Genomic DNA, 18657 nt, shown 5'->3' with positions numbered 1-18657 from the left:
CCGCACCGTCCGACCCGTGACCCGTGCGGGTGGCGTCGGGGCAACCGGGGAATGGCGCACCTACCCTGTCCGTTGTGCGCCCCGTGACGACGAACCAGCCGACGCCCGGTCCCGCGGTCTCGACCGACGGGCCGCCCGCCATCCCCCCGGCGGAGCACGACGGGGTCCGTGACCTGATCATCATCGGGTCCGGTCCCGCCGGGTACACCGCTGCCACGTACGCCGCCCGCGCGAACCTGCACCCCCTGGTCTTCGAGGGCTCGCAGTTCGGCGGCGCGCTGATGACCACCACCGAGGTGGAGAACTTCCCCGGTTTCCCCGAGGGCGTCCAGGGCCCGCAGCTGATGGACGACATGCGCACCCAGGCCGAGCGCTTCGGCGCCGAGCTGGTCGCCCGGGACGTCACCGAGGTCGACCTCACCGTCGACCCGAAGATCGTCAAGGTCGGCGACGAGGTGCACCGCGCCCACGCGGTGATCGTTGCCACCGGCTCCAAGTACCGGTACCTCGGCCTGGACAACGAGCAGCGACTGCTCGGCCGCGGGGTCTCCGCCTGTGCCACCTGTGACGGCTTCTTCTTCCGCGACCAGGACATCGTGGTCGTCGGCGGTGGCGACTCGGCGATGGAGGAGGCCACCTTCCTCACCCGCTTCGCCAAGACGGTCACCGTGGTGCACCGCCGCGAGGAGCTCCGCGCGTCGAAGATCATGCAGAAGCGCGCCCAGGACAACGAGAAGATCCGCTGGGCGCTGGGCAAGCAGGTCACCGAGGTGCACGGCGACACCACGGTCGACGCCGTCGAGCTGACCGACGTCGCCACCGGTGCCACCGAGAAGCTGCCGGTCAGCGGCCTGTTCGTCGCGATCGGCCACGACCCGCGCACCGAGCTGTTCGTCGGTCAGCTGAAGCTGGACGACGAGGGGTACGTGGTGGTCGACCACCCGACCACCCACACCAGCATCGAGGGCGTGTTCGCCTGCGGTGACGTCGTCGACCACATCTACCGGCAGGCCATCACCTCGGCCGGCACCGGCGCGTCCGCCGCGATCGACGCCGAGCGCTGGCTCGCCGAGACCTTCGACGAGCGCTGAGCGGGCATAGACCCGCCCGCCCGCCTGTTGGACAGACCAGCACCTCCGAGCAACCACAGGGAGCAGCACCATGGCAGGCAAGAACACCGTGACCGTGACCGACGCCAGCTTCGCCAGCGACGTCCTGGGCAGCGACAAGCCCGTGCTGGTCGACTTCTGGGCCGAGTGGTGCGGGCCGTGCAAGATGGTCGCCCCGGTGCTCGAGGAGATCGCGGCCGAGCACGCCGACAAGCTCACGATCGCCAAGCTGAACATCGACGAGAACCCGCAGATCGCCCGTGACTACCAGGTCATGTCGATCCCGACGATGACCGTGTTCCAGGGCGGCAAGCCGGTCAAGAGCATCATCGGCGCCAAGCCCAAGGGCGCCATCCTGTCGGACCTCTCCGACTACATCTGATCCCCGCCGGCTCCGGCCGGCCCCGCGGACGCCCGTCCGCTGCACCACTGACGAGGCCCGCCGGTCCTGAGGACCGGCGGGCCTCGCCGCGCTCCGGGCGCCCTGTGACGGCCCCGGTGCGCGCGGCGACCGGGCACCCGGCCACAATCGACCCGACGCACCGCCGGTCCACCACCGGCCACCGACCCCGGACAGGAGCGACGACCGGCACATGGACGTCCTGCGACTCGGCAGCACCGGCCCCGCGGTGGCCGAGGTGCAGTCGGTGCTCCGTTCCCTCGACCTGCTCCCCGGCGACCCCGCCCAGCCGGCGGGTCCGGTGGCCGACTACGACACCGCCACCGAGCTCGCCGTCCGGCACTTCCAGCAGGTGCGCGGGCTGTCGGTCGACGGCCGTGTCGGTGACGAGACCTACCGCGCGCTCAACGAGGCCCGCTGGTCGCTGGGCGACCGGCTGCTGCGCTTCGACCCCGAGCACCCGGCCCGCGGTGACGACGTGCGCCGCCTGCAGGAGCTGCTGCTGGAGCTGGGCTACGACGCCGGCCCGGCCGACGGCATCCTCGGCCCGGACACCGAGAACGGGCTGCGCGGCTTCCAGCGCGACTACGGCCTGACCCCCGACGGCACCTGCGGTCCGGCGACCCTGCGGGCGCTCAAGCAGCTGGGCCGGCGGGTGACCGGCGGCCGGCCGCAGCTGCTGCGGCAGAGCGCCTCCATGGTGGAGTCCGGCTCACACCTGATCGGCCGGGTCATCGTCATCGACCCCGGCCACGGCGGCGAGGACACCGGGTACACCGCCGGGGAGACCACCGAGTCCGACCTGGTCTTCGACCTGGCGTCCCGGATCGAGGGCCGGCTGGCCGCGGCCGGTGCCACCGTCTACCTCACCCGCGGCCGGACCGTCGACCCCACGGCCGAGGACCGCACCGCCTTCGCCAACCAGGCCCGCGCCGACCTGTTCCTCTCCCTGCACATGGAGGCGCACGGTTCCGCGCACGCCCGGGGGGTGGCCAGCTACTACTACGGCACCGGGTCCGGGGCCAGTTCCACCGTGGGCGAGCAGTTCGCGAACCTGGTGCGCCGCGAGGTCATCGCCCGCACCGGCATGCTCGACTGCGGTTCGCACCCCAAGACCTGGGACATCCTGCGGATGACCCGCATGCCCGCCGTCCGGGTCGACTGCGGCTACCTGTCCCACCCGGTCGACCGGCTGCTCCTGCTGGACGCCCGGCTGCGCAGCACCATCGCCCAGGCCGTCGTCGCCGCGGTCCAGCGGCTGTTCCTGCCCGCCGAGGCCGATCCGCCCACCGGCACCTTCCTGCTGCCCGCCCGCGGCTGACGGCCGCCGGCGCGTCCGGCGAGGGTGCTCCTGACGGTCCCGCTGCGGAGGCGGCGGCTTAGACTCCGACAGGTGACCCCTCCTGTGCCCGACCCCTCGGTCGGAACCGGTCAGGCCGGGGCGTACTCCAGCGGTGCGTCCCCGCACGTCTCCCCGCGGCACCCGCGGCTGGACCCCCTGGCAGACCGGTACGCAGCACGCACGCACGGGATGAAGAGCTCGGAGATCCGGGCGCTGTTCTCCGTGGTCAGCCGGCCCGAGGTCGTCTCGCTGGCCGGCGGCATGCCCGCGGTCACCGCCCTGCCGCTGGACGCCGTCGGCTCGATGATCGGTGAGCTCGTCTCCGGGATGGGCGCCCAGACGCTGCAGTACGGCTCCGGCCAGGGCGACCCCCGGCTCCGCGAGCGGATCTGCGACGTCATGGCGCTGGAGGGCATCACCGACGCCTCGCCCACCGAGGTCGTCGTCACCGTCGGCTCGCAGCAGGGGCTCGACCTGGTCACCCGGGTGTTCGTCGACCCCGGCGACGTGATCCTGGCCGAGGCGCCGTCCTACGTCGGTGCCCTCGGTGTCTTCCAGGCGGCCCAGGCCCAGGTGCGGCACGTCGCGATGGACGACGACGGCCTGATCCCCGAGGCGCTGGAGCAGGCACTGCTGGAGTGCCGGGCCCGTGGTGAGCGGGTCAAGTTCCTCTACACGGTGCCCAACTTCCACAACCCCGCCGGCGTCACCCTGACCGAGCCGCGGCGGCAGGCCGTCGTCGCCCTCGCCGAGCAGTACGACCTGCTGGTCATCGAGGACAACCCCTACGGCCTGCTCGGCTTCGACCAGGAACCGATGCGCGCGCTGCGGGCCCGCAACGCCGACCGGGTCATCTACCTGGGGTCGTTCTCCAAGACGTTCTCCCCGGGCCTGCGGGTGGGCTGGGTGCTGGCGCCGCTCGCCGTCCGGGAGAAGCTGGTGCTGGCCACCGAGGCGCAGGTGCTCTGCCCGCCCTCGCTCACCCAGTACGCCGTCGCCCGGTACCTGGACACCCAGCCGTGGCGGGAGCAGATCAAGGTCTTCACCGAGCTGTACCGGGAGCGCCGCGACGCCACCCTGGAGTCGCTGTCGGCGCTGATGCCGGCGGGCACCACCTGGACCCGTCCGGACGGGGGCTTCTACGTCTGGCTCAAGCTGCCCGACGGGCTGGACGCCAAGCTGATGCAGCCCCGCGCGGTCGCGGCCCACGTGGCCTACGTCCCGGGCATCGGTTTCTACGCCGACGGCTCCGGCCGCGAGTACATGCGGCTGTCCTACTGCTACCCCGAGCCGGACCGCATCCGGGAGGGCGTGCGCCGGCTGGCCCGGGTCATCGAGGCCGAGCTGGACCTGCACTCCACCTTCGACGCGGTCGACACCGGCACGTTCCGTGCGGTGAACCCGGCCGCCGCCCGGCCGGGCACGGACCGGGTGACCCCACCGCCGGTCATCGGCCCGGCGAACACCGACCAGAGCGAGGGCTCCCAGCCATGACCGACCAGGCTGCCGCACCGGCGGAGGCCCCCGGTGCACCGCGGACCCCGTTGCGGGCCCTGGTGCTCGCCGGCGGGCTGACCTTCGAGCGGGAGGTCAGCATCAACTCCGGCGGTCAGGTCGTCGAGGCGCTGACCCGGGCCGGCGTGGACGCCGAGCTGCACGACGCCGACGCCGAGCTGCTCCCCGGGCTGGCCGTGTCACCGGCCGACGCTGTGTTCATCGCGCTCCACGGTGCCACCGGCGAGGACGGCGCGCTGCGCGCGGTCCTGGACCTGGCCGGCGTCCCCTACGTCGGCTCGCCGGCCGCGGCCTGCCGGCTGGCCTGGGACAAGCCGGCCGCCAAGTCGGTGGTGCGGGCCGCCGGGCTGTCCACCCCGGACTGGGTGGCGCTGCCGCACAGCACGTTCCGTGAGCTGGGCGCCGGCGCGGTCCTCGACCTGATCGTGGCCCGGTTGGGCCTGCCGCTGATGGTGAAGCCGGCCTCGGGCGGCTCGTCGCTGGGCGTGCAGAAGGTCAGCCGGGTCGAGGACCTGCCGGCGGCGATGGTGAGCTGCTTCGCCTACGGCGACACCGTGATGGTGGAACGCTACGTCGACGGCGTGGAGCTGGCCCTCTCGGTGATCGACCTGGGGGAGGGGCCGGAGGCACTGCCTGCCGTGGAGATCGCCCCGGAGTCGGGCGTCTTCGACTACACGTCCCGCTACACGCCGGGGCTCACCGAGTACCACGCGCCGGCGCGGGTCAGCGACGAGGTGGCCGGCCGGGCCGCCGAGGTGGCGCTGCGCGTGCACCGTGCGCTGGGGCTGGCCGGCCTGTCCCGCACCGACGCGATCGTCACCCCCGACGGAGAGGTGCACTTCCTGGAGGTGAACGTCTCTCCGGGCCTGACCGAGACCTCGATGTTCCCGATGGCGGTCGAGGCGGCGGGTCTCCGGCTCGGGGACGTGCTGAGCCGCCTGCTCGCCCGCGCCGCGAGCGAGGGTCCGATCCGGCCCTGACCGCACCCGTGCCAGGCGCCTGGACCGGCCACGGCGAGGACCCCACGTTGCGTCTGTGACGCAACGTGGGGTCGATTCACTCCTGGGGGCTGCGACCGGTGATGTCGGGGGCCATCATGCCGACGATGCGCTGCAGGTCGTCGACCGAGCCGAACTCGACGACGATGCGCCCCTTCGCCCGGCCGATCTGCACCTTGACCTTGGTCTCGAACACGTCGGACAGCCGCCCGGCGAGGTCCTCCACGCCAGGGGCGGTGATCTTGCGCGCCGACCTGCGGGCGGCCGCGGGGGTGTCGGCGACCGCCATCGCGACCGCCTCCTCGGTGGCCCGCACCGACATGCCCTCGGCGACGATCCGGGTGGCCAGCGCGTCCTGCGCCTCGGCCTCCGGCAGACCCAGCAGCGCCCGGGCGTGCCCGGCGGAGATCACGCCGGCGGCCACCCGCGTCTGCACCTTCACCGGCAGCTTCATCAGGCGGATGGTGTTGGTGACCTGAGAGCGGCTGCGCCCGATCTTGCTGGCCAGCTCCTCGTGGGTGGCGCCGAACTCCTCCAGCAGCTGCTGGTAGGCAGCCGCCTCCTCCAGCGGGTTGAGCTGGACCCGGTGGATGTTCTCCAGCAGGGCGTCCCGGAGCATCGCGTCGTCGGTGGTGTCCCGGACGATCGCCGGCACGGTCTCCAGCCCGGCGGCCCGGGAGGCACGCAGCCGGCGCTCACCCATGATCAGCTCGTACCGGCCGTCCCCGGCCTCCCGGACGACGATCGGCTGGAGCAGCCCGAACTCCCGCACCGAGTGGGTGAGCTCCTCCAAGGCCTCGTCGTCGAAGACCTGCCGGGGCTGCTTGGGGTTGGGGACGACGTCCCCGACCGGCACCTCGCGCAGCTGGGCACCGGGGACCCCGGCCACCTCCTCGAGCGCGCGGGCCGGCAGTTCGTGCACCGACGCGGTCCGGTCCGGAGCGGCCGGCGGGGTCCCACCGGCCTGCTGCACCGCTGAGGCGGCCTCAGCGGCCTCAGCCGCCTCAGCAGCACGGGCTGCGGGCGTCGCGGTGGGCGCCGGAGCGCTGGTGGGGATGAGGGCCGCCAGGCCCCGGCCGAGACCGCCGCGCTTGCTCACGAGTCCTCCTCGCTGGTGCCCGGCGTCCGCGGTCGCGGTCCGGGGATGTCAGTGGTGCGCAGGGTGGTCACGTCGCGTGCCGCCCACGGGGCGCGGGGGTGGCCATCGGCTCACCCAGCACGAGCGCAGCGACCGACGGCATGGTCGGCGGGCCGGCCACCGGCGGCGGGGGAGGCGGCGGCGTCTGCACGACCGGCGCGCTCGGGGCGGCCGGCAGGTCGGCCCCTCGGTGCGCGAGCTCCCGAGCGGCCTCCACGTAGCTGGTGGACCCCCGGGATCCCGGGTCGTAGGTGAGCACCGACTGGCCGTAGCCCGGCGCCTCGCTCACTCGGACGTTGCGCGGGATCACCGCCTTGAGCACCAGGTCGCCGAAGTGGTTGCGCACCTCGTCGGCCACCTGGTCGGCGAGCTTCGTCCGGCCGTCGTACATGGTGAGCAGGATGGTGCTCACCGAGATCCCCGGGTTCAGGTGTGCACGCACCAGGTCGATGTTGGAGAGCAGCTGCCCGAGCCCCTCGAGTGCGTAGTACTCGCACTGGATCGGGATCAGCACCTCGTCCCCGGCCACCAGGGCGTTCAGCGTGAGCAGACCCAGTGACGGCGGGCAGTCGATGAGCACGTAGTGCGGGCGCTGCTCGGCCGGGAGCTCGTGCAGGTAGGTCTCGATGGAACGGCGCAGCCGGTGCTCTCTGGCGACGACGGAGACCAGCTCGATCTCGGCGCCGGCCAGGTCGATCGTCGCCGGGACGCAGGACAGATGAGGACTGGCGGTGGTCGGGTGGGTCACCTCGGCCAGCGTGTTGTCACCGACGAGTGCGTCGTAGATCGAGGGCGTGCCGACGGTGTGCTCGACGCCCAGGGCGGTGCTCGCGTTCCCCTGGGGGTCCAGGTCGATGACCAGGGTGCGCAGCCCGTACATGGCCAGGGCGACACCGAGGTTCACCGTCGAGGTGGTCTTCCCGACGCCACCCTTCTGGTTGGCGATCGTGATGACCCTGATCCGTCCGGGTGCGGGGAAGGGATCCTGATCGGCCGCGTGCAGGACGCGGGTCGCCCGCATCGCCTCCATGGCGATCGGGCTGTCGAACTCGGCACCGACATTCTGATCGGCGGCGAGGCTGGTGCGCAGCCGCTCGCCCGGGTCCGTCATCGGTGCGTCCTCCTCACCACCGTGTTCCACGTGGAACGCCGATGCATCGCGATGGCCAGTTCCACGTGAAACGCACTCATCCTGACGTCGGGCCGGAACGGGCAGAACCGCCCCGCGTCATGACCACCACGGTAGTGGCTGCCGCACCCAACTCCACACCGACCGCCCGGGTGTGCACGTCCCGCATCCCGGCGGCCTCCAGCTCGGGGACCAGCCCGGGCACCTCGGCGGCCGCCTTGGCGCCCACGAGGGCGATCAGCTGGGCTCCGGGGGCCAGCAGTCCACGACACCAGCCGACCAGCCGGGGGAGCGGGGCGACCGCCCGGGCGGTGACCACGTCGACCTGCCCGACCGCACGGACGACGGAACGCTCCTCGGCCCGACCGCGGACCACCCGCCACGGCGCACCCAGCTCCGTGACGACCTCTTGGAGGAACTCCACCCGGCGGGCCATCGGCTCCACCAGGGTCAGTGTGACGTCGGGCCGGGCCAGCCCCAGGGGGATCCCGGGGAGGCCCGCGCCGCTGCCCACGTCGACGACCCGCGCCCCGTCCGGGACCGCCTCGGCCAACGCCACGCTGTTCAGGACGTGCCGCTCCCAGAGGCGGGGGACCTCGCGCGGCCCGATCAGGCCGCGGACGACCCCTTCGCCGGCGAGCAGCGACACGTAGCGGGCCGCGTCGTCGATGGCCGGACCGAACAGTCGCGCCGCGGACGGCGGGACTTCCGGAACCGACTGGTCTCGCTGGCCGGCCGGGGTGTCCGCCCCGGCCGGGTCACCCGGGTCGCTCACCGCTCGGGCAGGACCACGACGCGACGGTTCGGCTCTTCGCCCTCCGACTCGCTGTGCACACCCTCGGCTGCGGCGATGACGTCGTGGACGACCTTGCGCTCGAAGGGGTTCATCGGGGCCAGACGCTCGGCCGCCCCGCTCTGCGCCACGCGTGCGGCAGCAGCGGAGGCCAGGTCGGTGAGGTCGGCCCGCCGCTTGGCCCGGAAACCGCCGATGTCGAGCATCAGCCGGCTGCGGACGCCGGTGGACTGCGCCACCGCGAGCCGGGTCAGCTCCTGCAGGGCCTCCAAGGTGGCGCCGTCGGGGCCGATCAGCGTCTTCAGCTCACCACCGACGACCGCCACGGAGGCGCGGTCGCCCTCGACGTCCAGGTCGATGTCGCCGTCGACGTCGAGGATGTCCAGCAGCCGCTCGAGGTAGTCCCCGGCGACGTCGCCCTCGCGCACCAGCAGGCCTTCGGCGCCGTCCTCGTCGTCCTCCTCGTCGCCGTGGCCGTCCTCGTCGACGTCCACCGGCTCCACGACGGCGTCCGCGGAGGCCGGGTCGGCGTCCGGCAGGGCCGGGTCACCGGTGCCGCCGGCCCGGGTGAGCACCGCGTCCGAGGTGGCCTCGGCCGTGGTGGCGGTGTCGCCCGCGGGGTCGCTCACGGTGTCGTTGTCGGGTGCACTCACGGAGTCCTCCAAGGTCGTGCTGGCGGCCGGGCGAGCCCGGTGGTCAGGGCCGGGCACTCGACGGGCGCGGAGCCCGGGTGCGCCGGTGCGTCAGCGGCGCTTGCGCTTGCCGCGGTTGGCCGGCCCGGCGGCCGACCGGCTGCCGGTCGAGCCCGACCGCGGGCGGTTCGACCCGGGAGGGCGGCCGTTGGCCTGGCCCGACGGTGGCCCGCCGTCGGTCGCGCCGGCACCGGTGCCGGGCGTCGTGCCGTCGGCAGGAGCCTCGACCGTCTGGCCGTCGGCGTCGACCGTGGAGGCCGGTGCACTGCTGGCCGCACGGGTGCCCGGCTTCGGCCGGACCGGCTTGGCGCCGGGCTTCGGCGCCAGCGACTTCGGGTCGACCTGCGGCTTGTCCGCCGCGGCCTTGGCGAGCGCGGCGGGCGACCCGGGCGGAGGCAGCTTCTTCAGGATGTAGAACTGCTGGCCCAGGGTCCACAGGTTGTTGGTGAACCAGTACAGCAGGACGCCGATGGGGAAGAAGAAGCCGGAGACGAAGAGGCTCAGCGGCATGCCGTAGAGCAGCAGCTTCTGCACCATGGCGGCCTGACCCTCGACCGGGCCGGAGCGCTTCATGATCTGCTTCTGGGTGAAGAAGGTCGTGGCGCACATGATCACGATCAGCACGAACGCGACGATCCGGATGTTCGTGTAGCCGACACCCGGGAGCGCCAGGATCAGCTGCTCCTTCTCCCCGGCCATGTTGAACGAGGAGGAGATCGGCGCGCCGAACAGCTGCGCGGAGGCTGCCTGGTCGGTGAGGGTGTCGTCCCAGCTGTAGAGGCCGTCCTTGCCCGGTGCGATCCGCCGGAGCACGTGGAACAGCGACAGGAAGATCGGGATCTGCGGCAGGATCGGCAGGCAGCCGGCCAGCGGGTTGACCCCGCGCTCCTTCTGCAGCGCCATCATCGCCTGGCTGAAGCCCTGCTTGTCGCTGCCGTACTGCTTGCGGAGCTTCTGGATCTCCGGCTGGATCTCCTGCATCGCCCGCTGGGACTTGACCTGCTTGACGAACAGGCGGAAGAGCAGCACCCGGATGGTGACGACCAGGAAGACGATCGACAGCGCCCAGGTGATGCCGCTCGCCGGGTCGAGGAAGGTGGAGAACAGTGCGTGCCACTGCTTCATCACCCATGCGATCGCGGTGTACAGCCAGTCAAGCAACGCCAGCCTCCTGCTGCGCAGACCGGCAGGGAGCCGGCGGGGTGGCACGGTCGGGACGATGTGTGCCGTCAACCGTCGGGGCGGGACCGGCCTCGGGAGCCGGTTCCTGTGCCGTGGTGCACGACGAGTGGGTGGCCTCGGCAGTTCCGCCGTCCCGCGGCGGGACGAGGTCGACGCCACCGGGGTGCCAGGGAGCGCACTTGGCCAGCCGGCGCGCCGCCAGCCAGCTGCCGCGGGCGGCGCCGTGCAGCTCGATGGCCTCGGCGGCGTACGCACTGCAACTGGGGACGAACCGGCAGCGCGGCGGGAACGCCGGGCTGACCGCCCGCTGGTAGAAGCGGACAGCGGACAGCAACCCGCGCCCGGGCGAGAGCCTCACGAGCGTCGGGCCGGGCGGTCGCCGAGCAACCGCGCCAGGCCCGCGTCGAGATCGCGGCCCAGCACGGTGGAGTCGGCCCCGGCGGCCTCCGGGCGGGCGCGCACGACGAGGTCGGCGGACGCCGGCAGGCGGTGCAGCTGGGCACCGACGAGGTGCCGCAGCTGCCGGGTCACCCGGTGGCGGCAGACGGAGTTGCCGACCGTCTTGCCGACCACGAAACCGGCCCGCGGCCCGGTCGGGGGGTCCAGCGGACCCCCGGTCCGGGCGACGGGCCGTTCGGGGAGGTAGTGCAGCACCAAGGTCGGACGCCCGGCGCGCCGGCCGGACCGCACCACCGTGGTGAACTCCGGCCGCCGGCGCAGGCGTGCCTGCGCGGGCAGCACCTCAGGCGGAGAGCTTGTCGCGACCCTTGCGCCGGCGGCCGGCGAGGATGGCGCGACCGGCCCGGGTGCGCATGCGCAGCCGGAAGCCGTGGGTCTTGGACCGGCGGCGGTTGTTCGGCTGGAAGGTGCGCTTGCTCACGAGGGACTCCCACTGCTGACGACGTCGGTGCGGCGCGTGCCCGGTCGGGCAGCGCACGCGCGGGGGACGAGCGAGTCACGGAGCCGAGGCCCTGCGACCGACACCCGGCACCCCGTGGCTGGTCTGCTGCGCACCGGCCCCGGCCACCCCTCAGGTGGGGGAGTACACCGGGCCCTGTGCACAGACTCCGACCAGCATAGCCGAGACCCCGGGGGTCCCGGTGCGCTGGCCGGACCGGTCATGGTGCACCGCCTCGCCGCGCCCTGGTGCCGGACACGCCGAGGCCCCGGCAGGAGGCGGGCAACGCGTGATTGCCGGGCTGTGGACGGGGCTGTTAGCGTCGCCGTCGCTCCGCGTTGGACGAACGGTGGCCGGTTCGTACGCCGATCCCGCCGTCCCGCCGGCCCGCACTCCATCCTCCCGACGTCCCGGCAGGGCACCGACCAGCGACGACGTCGGATTCCCGCGACCGGGGACGCCGGTACCGGGACCACCTGTCGCCGGGCGTGCACAGACTGTGGACACTCGTGTGGACAGCCAGCCCTCGCACGTCCACAGCTGGGGACCGGACGGGGGATCCAGCGGGCCATCTGCACCCGTCCGCACCTGTGGACGGCGGTGCGGGGCGCAGGACCGAAGGCACGGGAAGGGACACAGTCGATGGCCGACTCTCCGGTCGACCTGGCGACGGTCTGGGACCAGATCCGCGAGCGGCTCTCCACCAGCCTGTCCCCACAGCAGAAGGCGATGCTGGAACTCACCCGCCCGCTCGGGCTGGTCGAGGACACCGCCGTGCTCGCGGCCCCCAACGAGTTCACCCAGACCGTGCTCGAGTCGCGGATGCGCATGGTGCTGGCCGAGGCGCTGTCCTCGGAGTTCGGCCGTGCCATCCGGGTGGCCGTGCAGCTGGAGGACATGCCCGCGGCCCCGCCGCCGGAGCCGGCCACGCTGCCCCGCCGCGTCGAGACCGACAGCCGGCGCTGGGCTCCGGTCGAGCGTGACCGCCCCGCCGAGGACGGCGCTGCGGACTGGTCGGCCGACGACCGGCTGACCCAGGAGCGGCTGACCCAGGACCGGATCGCCCACGACCGTGCCTCGGAGGAGCTGGCTGCCCGGGAGCGGGCCGCGCACGACCGCGCCGCCGAGGACCGGGCCGACCGTGACCGGGTGGACGACGGACGCAGCGCCTTCGGGGTGCGCACCGACGCCGCGCGCGCGGAGGCCTGGCTCCCGGAGTCCGGTGACGGCCGGGACTGGTCCCGCGGCTCCGCCGCCGCCGAGGCCGACGGCGGGCCCCGCCGGCTCGCGCCCTGGGACCGTGAACCCGGCGAGGACGACGGCAACGGCGCGACTGGCCCCGGTGGGCAGACGTCGGGGGAGAACGAGCGGCGGGCGGCGGACCGGTCGGGCCGCGGAGCCGGTGCGGTCCCGCTGTTCGCCGACCGGCGGCCGGCCGGGCTGGACCCGGGTCTCAACGCCAAGTACGTCTTCGACAGCTTCGTCATCGGCAACAGCAACCGGTTCGCGCACGCGGCCGCCGTCGCCGTCGCCGAGGCCCCGGCCCGCGCCTACAACCCGCTGTTCATCTACGGCGACTCCGGGCTGGGCAAGACCCACCTGCTGCACGCGATCGGCCACTACGCGGCGCGGATGTTCCCCAACGTGCGGGTCCGGTACGTCAGCACCGAGGAGTTCACCAACGAGTTCATCAACCTGGTGCACTCCGGCCGGGCCGAGGACTTCCGGCGTCGCTACCGGGACATCGACTTCCTGCTGATCGACGACATCCAGTTCCTGGAGCGCGCCGAGCGGACGCAGGAGGAGTTCTTCCACACCTTCAACACGCTGCACAACGCCAGCAAGCAGATCGTGATCACCTCCGACCGGGCGCCGAAGAAGCTGACGACGCTGGAGGACCGGCTGCGCACCCGCTTCGAGTGGGGCCTGATCACCGACGTCCAGGCGCCGGACCTGGAGACGCGCATCGCGATCCTCCGGAAGAAGGCCTACGGCGAGCGGCTGCAGGCGCCCGACGCGGTGCTGGAGTTCATCGCCAGCAAGGTGCAGACCAACATCCGCGAGCTCGAGGGCGCGCTGATCCGGGTCACCGCCTTCGCCAGCCTGAACAAGCAGCCGGTCGACCTGTCGCTGGCCGAGCTGGTGCTCAAGGACCTGATCAGCGACGAGCAGGGCCCGCAGATCACCGCGGCGATCATCATGGCCGCGACCGCGGAGTACTTCTCCGTGACGATGGAGGAGCTGCAGGGCGCCAACCGCAGCCGCACCCTGGTCAACGCCCGGCAGATCGCGATGTACCTGTGCCGGGAGCTCACCGAGCTCTCCCTGCCGCGGATCGGTGCCTCCTTCGGCGGCAAGGACCACACGACGGTCATGCACGCGGTCAAGAAGATCACCGGCCTGATGAGCGAGCGCCGGGCCACCTACACCCAGGTCACCGAGCTCACCGCCCGGATCAAGAGCCGCGCCCGCCAGTGACGCCCACGCCGGCGGCTGGTCTCCCACCCCCGCCGCCGGCTGGTCGACCCGGCTGAGGCCCGTGCCCCGCCACGGGGGAACACGCGACCCCCGTCCGGGCGACGACGACCCCGCCCTCGGGCCGTCGACCGGTGTCCGCACCCCGACTTCCGGTGACCATGCGCACTCGACTCGTCACCCATCAGCGGTACATGTCGCCTTGTCCCCAGATCTGTGCACAGCCTGGGGAGAGGGGTCACCCACTGTCCGTAGCCCGGCCCGATCCGCCGATCACCCACTCGCCACGCCGTCGGGCCAGGTCAGCGTGCTGTGCCAGCGACGACGTCGTCCCCTGCGTGTCCACAAGTCGCCCACCGGGTGCGGTGGACAGCCGGCCGTCGTCCCCGGGGATGGGGACGAGCCTGCGGGGAAGGAGGGGATGCGGGGTGGAGAGCGGCCGGTGACGGTGCACGACGGTCGAGTTGTCCACGTGTCGACACAGGGAGAGGGTCATCGGCCCACAGCGGGCCAACAGGCCCGAACCGGGCCTGACCTGCGCAGAGGGGCCCGTTCCCCAACATCCACACCAGTGATGACGAGGATGAGTGACTTCTCTCCAGGTGTTCTCGAACCACACTCTGGGTGGGGACGGCCCGGTACGGGGCCTCCCGGCACCCGACCGGGAGAGCACCGACAGCAGCAGCTGATCCGGGGGCGAGGGGCGGTCGGCAGGAGCCTCCGACCAGGGGACTGGTCAGGTGGGGGGCTGTTCGGGAGAGGATGGCGCCGAACACCGCGCAGGACCGGCCGGCGCAGGCAGCAGTGCAACACCAGCAAGGGGTGGGTTACGAGATGAAGTTCCGGGTGGCACGTGAGGTGCTCGCCGAGGCAGTCGCGTGGACGGCGCGCAGCCTGCCGCCGCGGCCGTCGGTGCCGGTGCTCGCCGGGATCATGCTGGAGGTGCAGGGCAGCCAGCTGTCGGTCTCCGGCTTCGACTACGAGGTGTCCGCCCGGTCGGAGATCGACGTCCAGTCAACCGAGGACGGCCGCACGCTGGTGCCCGGTCGGTTGCTGGCCGAGATCACCCGCGCCCTGCCGCCGCACCCGGTGGACGTCGTGGCCGAGGGGGCCCGCCTGGCGATCAGCTGCGGCAACGCCAGGTTCAGCCTCCCCACGCTGCCGGTGGAGGACTACCCCTCGCTGCCCTCGATGCCCTCCACCGCCGGGGTCGTCGACAGCGACGCCTTCGCCGAGGCCGTCGGGCAGGTGGCCGTCGCCGCCGGCCGCGACGACACGCTGCCGATGCTCACCGGCGTCCGGCTGGAGATCGAGGACGACCTGGTCACCCTCGCCGCCACCGACCGGTACCGGCTCGCCGTCCGTGAGTTCGCCTGGCGCCCGGAGACCCCCGGGCTGTCCGCCGCCGTCCTGGTGCCGGCCCGCACGCTCGCCGACGCCGCGAAGACGCTGACCAGTGGCCCGGAGGTGGTGCTCTCGCTGTCCTCCGGTGGCTCCGGTGAGGGCATCCTGGGCATGTCCGGCAAGGACCGGCAGACGACCACCCGGCTGCTGGACGCCGAGTTCGTCAAGTACCGGGCGATCATGCCCAGCGAGTCCGCCTCCTTCGCCACCCTGCCGGTCGGGTTGTTCACCGACGCCGCCAAGCGGGTGGCCCTGGTGGCCGAGCGGGGCACTCCGCTGCGCTGCGAGTTCACCCCCGGTCAGGTCACCCTGCGGGCCGGCGGCACCGACGACGAGGGGCAGGCCGAGGAGCGCTGCGACGTCGAGTTCGACGGCGACCCGCTGACCATCGGCTTCAACCCGACGTTCCTGCTCGACGGGCTGGCCGCGGTGCACACCGAGCGCGCGCGGATGGACTTCACCACCGCCCTCAAGCCCGCGGTGCTCTCCGGGGTCGACGAGCCCTCGGCCGACGACGCCGATGCCGGCAAGCCCGCCGAGCGGCCCGGCAGCTACCGCTACCTGATCATGCCGGTGCGCCTGCCCGGCTGATCGGGACCGCAGGTCCGTCCTGCCAGGACGGCACCCTCCAGGGCGGCGGCTCCCACTCATCGCGGGCTCGGCGCGGCAGACTGCGCCGAGTCGTCAGGGGCCGGGCGCGCGAGCGCCGGGGAGGGCGAGCACGATGGGCGATGGCGAGTGACCCGGGCACGGCCTGCGGTCACCGGGCTCCGCAAGGGCGCGGCTGCCCACCGAGACCTGCCGCGGGAGCACCGCGGACCACGAACCACACATCGAGACTGAGGAGCGGACGTGCAGCTGGGGATGGTCGGGCTGGGCAAGATGGGCGGCAACATGGCCGAGCGGCTGCGCCGCGCCGGTCACGAGGTGGTCGGGTTCGACCAGTCCTCGCCGAAGCGGGACGTCGACAGCCTGGAGGCCCTGGTCGGCGCGCTCGAGGCGCCGCGCGTGGTCTGGGTGATGGTGCCCAGCGGCGAGCCGACCCGGTCGACGGTGCGTGCGCTCGGTGAGCTGCTCAGCCCCGGCGACGTCGTGATCGACGGTGGCAACTCGAAGTTCACCGACGACAAGGTGCACGCCGAGGAGCTCGGCGCCAAGGGCCTGGGCTACATCGACGCCGGCGTCTCCGGCGGCGTGTGGGGCCTGGAGAACGGCTACGCCCTGATGGTCGGTGGGTCCAAGGAGGACGTCGCCAAGGCGCAGCCGATCTTCGACGCCCTCAAGCCGCCGACTCCGGCCGACGAGTCCGGCGAGGCGATGCCTGGTGCGGGCTTCGTGCACGCCGGGCCGTGCGGTGCCGGCCACTTCGCGAAGATGGTCCACAACGGCATCGAGTACGCGATGATGCAGGCCTACGGCGAGGGCTACGAGCTGCTGGCCGCCGTCGACCTGATCGAGGACGTCCCCGGCGTCGTCGCCTCCTGGACCCAGGGCACGGTCATCCGCTCCTGGCTGCTGGACCTGCTGGTCCGCGCCCTCCAGGAGGACCCGGAGCTGGAGAAGATCTCCGGCTACGCCGAGGACTCCGGCGAGGGCCGCTGGACCGTCGAGCAGGCGATCGAGCACGCCGTCCCGATGCCGGCGATCTCGGCCTCGCTGTTCGCCCGGTTCGCCTCCCGCCAGGACGACTCGCCGACGATGAAGGCCGTCGCCGCGCTGCGCAACCAGTTCGGCGGGCACGCCGTCCGTGCCCAGGTGGCCGAAGACCCCGAGTGATGGCCTCGACGCCCGCAGCCCCCGGGGGCCAAAGTCGCGACTTTGGCCCCCGGGGGCTGCTCACCTAGCCGTGTACCTCCGCCATCTGCAGGTCGGCCAGTTCCGCAGCTGGGAGCTGGCCGACCTGGCGCTGACACCGGGGCCGACCGTGCTGGTCGGCCGCAACGGCCAGGGCAAGACCAACCTGGTCGAGGCGGTGGGCTACCTGGCGACCATGAGCAGCCACCGGGTCTCCTCCGATGCGCCGCTGGTGCGGCACGGGGCGACCCAGGCGGTGGTCCGGGCGGCGCTGCGCCGCGACGAGCGCGAGCTGCTGGTCGAGGTGGAGATCAACCCCGGCCGGGCCAACCGGGTGCGGGTCAACCGCGCCCCGCTGCCCCGCCCCCGGGAGCTGCTCGGGCTGGTCAGGACGGTGCTGTTCGCACCCGAGGACCTGGCTCTGGTGCGCGGCGACCCGGCCGAGCGGCGCCGCTTCCTGGACGACCTGCTGGTCAGCCGCACCCCGCGGCTGGCCGGCGTGCGCAGCGACTACGACCGGGTGCTCAAGCAGCGCAACGCCCTGCTGAAGACGGCGAAGCTGGCCCGCGGCGACGCGCTGGCCACGCTCGAGGTCTGGGACGGGCACCTCACCGAGCTCGGCGGTCAGCTGCTGGCTGCCCGACTGCGGCTGGTGGCCGACCTGGCGCCGCACGTCGCCGAGGCCTACGCCGACGTCGCCGGACCGGGCGCCGACCGGGCGGCGTTGGGCTACAGCAGCTCCGTGCCGCTGGCCGGCGACGGCGCCCCGGTCGACCCGGCCCGACCACTGCCCGGGCCTGCGGAGCTCTCCGCCGCACTGCGCGCCCGGGTCGCCGAGCGCCGCAAGGAGGAGGTCGACCGGGGGGTCACCCTGGTCGGTCCGCACCGCGACGACCTGGTGCTGCACCTCGGACCGGCACCGGCCAAGGGCTACGCCAGCCACGGGGAGTCGTGGTCGTTCGCCCTCGCCGTCAAGCTCGCCTGCTTCGCGCTGCTGCGTGCCGAGGGTGACGACCCGATCCTGGTGCTGGACGACGTCTTCGCCGAGCTGGACGCCGGCCGGCGCTCGGCCCTGGCCGAGGTCGCCGCGGGCGCCGAGCAGACGCTGGTCACCGCGGCCGTGGCCGAGGACGTGCCGCCGGCGCTGCGCGGCACCCGGGTCCAGGTCGCCGACGGGCGCGCGCTGGTGCTGCCGGGCCGGGACGCCGGGGAGCCGGCCGCCACCGAGGTGGCGGAGGATCCAGACGACAGCGCCCCTCTCATCCAGGAGGCCGACCGTGCCTGACGAGCGACCGGCCCGTCCCTCGGACATCGCCCGCGCCGCACTGGAAGCCGCGCGGGCCGCCTCGGCAGCCCGCCCGCAGCCCACCCGGCGCCGGGTGGCCGGTCCGCGCCGCCGGTGGACCGGCCCGGGACCGGGTGCCGACGACCCCCAGCCGCTGGGGAAGCTGGTCGACTCGCTGGTCAGCCACCAGGACTGGACGGCGCGCACCAAGGTCGGTGCGGTGTTCGGCCGGTGGGACACCCTCGTCGGGCCGGACATCGCCGCGCACTGCCGCCCCGAGTCGCTCAACGAGGGCGAGCTGCTGGTCGTCGCGGAGTCCACCGCCTGGGCCACGCAGCTGCGCCTGCTGGCCCCCTCGATCCTCGGCCGGCTGCGCGCCGGGGTCGGCGGGGACGTCGTGACCAAGCTGCGCGTTGTCGGTCCGACGGCGCCGAGCTGGAAGAAGGGCCCGCGCACCGTCCGCGGCCGTGGGCCGCGCGACACGTACGGCTGAGGCGCCCCCC

18 protein-coding genes are annotated in these 18657 nt (G+C 73.3%); 10 read left to right on the top strand and 8 right to left on the bottom strand.

Annotation, left to right across the window (positions count from 1 at the left end):
* The first annotated feature begins 74 nt into the window (after window positions 1–74).
* The 5 genes from trxB to HLA93_RS17550 all read left to right on the top strand — a co-directional run bounded on the left by trxB (window position 75) and on the right by HLA93_RS17550 (window position 5346).
* Window positions 75–1091, top strand: a complete 1017-nt coding sequence (trxB, locus tag HLA93_RS17570; protein WP_222195708.1) for a thioredoxin-disulfide reductase — start codon at window positions 75–77, stop codon at window positions 1089–1091.
* Window positions 1092–1161: 70 nt separating this feature from the next.
* Window positions 1162–1491 (top strand): thioredoxin, encoded by a 330-nt coding sequence (trxA, locus tag HLA93_RS17565; RefSeq protein ID WP_222195707.1) that lies wholly within the window; start codon window positions 1162–1164, stop codon window positions 1489–1491.
* A gap of 211 nt (window positions 1492–1702) precedes the next feature.
* Window positions 1703–2830: an N-acetylmuramoyl-L-alanine amidase gene (locus tag HLA93_RS17560; protein ID WP_222195706.1), complete on the top strand. Its 1128-nt coding sequence runs from the start codon at window positions 1703–1705 to the stop codon at window positions 2828–2830.
* A 72-nt stretch (window positions 2831–2902) separates the two neighbouring features.
* On the top strand, window positions 2903–4345 hold the full coding sequence (locus HLA93_RS17555; protein WP_308128211.1) for an aminotransferase-like domain-containing protein: 1443 nt from the start codon (window positions 2903–2905) through the stop codon (window positions 4343–4345).
* Window positions 4342–5346, top strand: a complete 1005-nt coding sequence (locus HLA93_RS17550) for a D-alanine--D-alanine ligase family protein (protein WP_222195705.1) — start codon at window positions 4342–4344, stop codon at window positions 5344–5346. The genes HLA93_RS17555 and HLA93_RS17550 overlap by 4 nt, the downstream gene beginning before the upstream one ends.
* A 76-nt stretch (window positions 5347–5422) precedes the next feature.
* Here the strand turns inward: HLA93_RS17550 and HLA93_RS17545 are convergent, their stop codons facing one another.
* From HLA93_RS17545 to rpmH, 8 genes are all read right to left on the bottom strand, one after another.
* Complete coding sequence (locus tag HLA93_RS17545) at window positions 5423–6463, bottom strand: ParB/RepB/Spo0J family partition protein (RefSeq protein WP_222195704.1); 1041 nt, start codon at window positions 6461–6463, stop codon at window positions 5423–5425.
* 67 nt (window positions 6464–6530) lie between these two features.
* Entirely contained in the window at window positions 6531–7613 is a 1083-nt protein-coding gene (locus HLA93_RS17540; RefSeq protein WP_222195703.1) for a ParA family protein, read from the bottom strand.
* Between the two features lie 76 nt (window positions 7614–7689).
* Window positions 7690–8406, bottom strand: a complete 717-nt coding sequence (gene rsmG / locus HLA93_RS17535; RefSeq protein ID WP_222195702.1) for a 16S rRNA (guanine(527)-N(7))-methyltransferase RsmG — start codon at window positions 8404–8406, stop codon at window positions 7690–7692.
* Window positions 8403–9077, bottom strand: a complete 675-nt coding sequence (locus HLA93_RS17530) for a Jag family protein (protein ID WP_308128210.1) — start codon at window positions 9075–9077, stop codon at window positions 8403–8405. The genes rsmG and HLA93_RS17530 overlap by 4 nt, the downstream gene beginning before the upstream one ends.
* Before the next feature lie 90 nt (window positions 9078–9167).
* Window positions 9168–10325 (bottom strand): membrane protein insertase YidC, encoded by a 1158-nt coding sequence (yidC, locus tag HLA93_RS17525; RefSeq protein ID WP_308128209.1) that lies wholly within the window; start codon window positions 10323–10325, stop codon window positions 9168–9170.
* Complete coding sequence (gene yidD / locus HLA93_RS22195; protein ID WP_368858265.1) at window positions 10270–10656, bottom strand: membrane protein insertion efficiency factor YidD; 387 nt, start codon at window positions 10654–10656, stop codon at window positions 10270–10272. The genes yidC and yidD overlap by 56 nt, the downstream gene beginning before the upstream one ends.
* Window positions 10653–11039: a ribonuclease P protein component gene (gene rnpA / locus HLA93_RS17515; RefSeq protein ID WP_222195700.1), complete on the bottom strand. Its 387-nt coding sequence runs from the start codon at window positions 11037–11039 to the stop codon at window positions 10653–10655. The genes yidD and rnpA overlap by 4 nt, the downstream gene beginning before the upstream one ends.
* A gap of 1 nt (window position 11040) precedes the next feature.
* Window positions 11041–11178, bottom strand: a complete 138-nt coding sequence (gene rpmH, locus HLA93_RS17510) for a 50S ribosomal protein L34 (RefSeq protein ID WP_056296149.1) — start codon at window positions 11176–11178, stop codon at window positions 11041–11043.
* A 660-nt stretch (window positions 11179–11838) separates the two neighbouring features.
* Between rpmH and dnaA the strand changes: the two genes are divergently transcribed.
* From dnaA to HLA93_RS17485, 5 genes are all read left to right on the top strand, one after another.
* Entirely contained in the window at window positions 11839–13674 is a 1836-nt protein-coding gene (gene dnaA, locus HLA93_RS17505) for a chromosomal replication initiator protein DnaA (protein ID WP_222195699.1), read from the top strand.
* 831 nt (window positions 13675–14505) lie between these two features.
* A complete protein-coding gene (gene dnaN / locus HLA93_RS17500; RefSeq protein ID WP_222195698.1) occupies window positions 14506–15666 on the top strand; it encodes a DNA polymerase III subunit beta in 1161 nt (386 codons plus the stop codon).
* A gap of 261 nt (window positions 15667–15927) precedes the next feature.
* Window positions 15928–16851 (top strand): phosphogluconate dehydrogenase (NAD(+)-dependent, decarboxylating), encoded by a 924-nt coding sequence (gene gnd / locus HLA93_RS17495; protein WP_222195697.1) that lies wholly within the window; start codon window positions 15928–15930, stop codon window positions 16849–16851.
* A gap of 70 nt (window positions 16852–16921) precedes the next feature.
* Window positions 16922–18154 carry a DNA replication/repair protein RecF gene (gene recF / locus HLA93_RS17490; protein ID WP_308128208.1) on the top strand — a complete coding sequence of 411 codons (1233 nt, stop codon included), beginning with the start codon at window positions 16922–16924 and terminating at the stop codon, window positions 18152–18154.
* Window positions 18147–18647 carry a DUF721 domain-containing protein gene (locus tag HLA93_RS17485; protein WP_222195696.1) on the top strand — a complete coding sequence of 167 codons (501 nt, stop codon included), beginning with the start codon at window positions 18147–18149 and terminating at the stop codon, window positions 18645–18647. Before recF ends, HLA93_RS17485 begins: the two co-directional genes overlap by 8 nt.
* The last annotated feature ends 10 nt before the right edge of the window (window positions 18648–18657 follow it).

This window comes from Modestobacter italicus, from assembly GCF_019799965.1.
Taxonomy (GTDB): domain Bacteria; phylum Actinomycetota; class Actinomycetes; order Mycobacteriales; family Geodermatophilaceae; genus Modestobacter; species Modestobacter italicus_A.
The sequence above is the reverse complement of the archived record's forward strand: the minus strand, read 5'-3'. Positions and strand labels throughout refer to the sequence as shown.

Excerpts from the sequence above, each read along its gene's own strand:
- trxA (WP_222195707.1), top strand. The coding sequence starts at position 1,162 with ATGGCAGGCAAGAACACCGTGACCGTGACCGACGCCAGCTTCGCCAGC.
- HLA93_RS17560 (WP_222195706.1), top strand. The coding sequence starts at position 1,703 with ATGGACGTCCTGCGACTCGGCAGCACCGGCCCCGCGGTGGCCGAGGTG.
- HLA93_RS17550 (WP_222195705.1), top strand. The coding sequence starts at position 4,342 with ATGACCGACCAGGCTGCCGCACCGGCGGAGGCCCCCGGTGCACCGCGG.
- HLA93_RS17540 (WP_222195703.1), bottom strand. The coding sequence starts at position 7,613 with ATGACGGACCCGGGCGAGCGGCTGCGCACCAGCCTCGCCGCCGATCAG.
- dnaA (WP_222195699.1), top strand. The coding sequence starts at position 11,839 with ATGGCCGACTCTCCGGTCGACCTGGCGACGGTCTGGGACCAGATCCGC.
- dnaN (WP_222195698.1), top strand. The coding sequence starts at position 14,506 with ATGAAGTTCCGGGTGGCACGTGAGGTGCTCGCCGAGGCAGTCGCGTGG.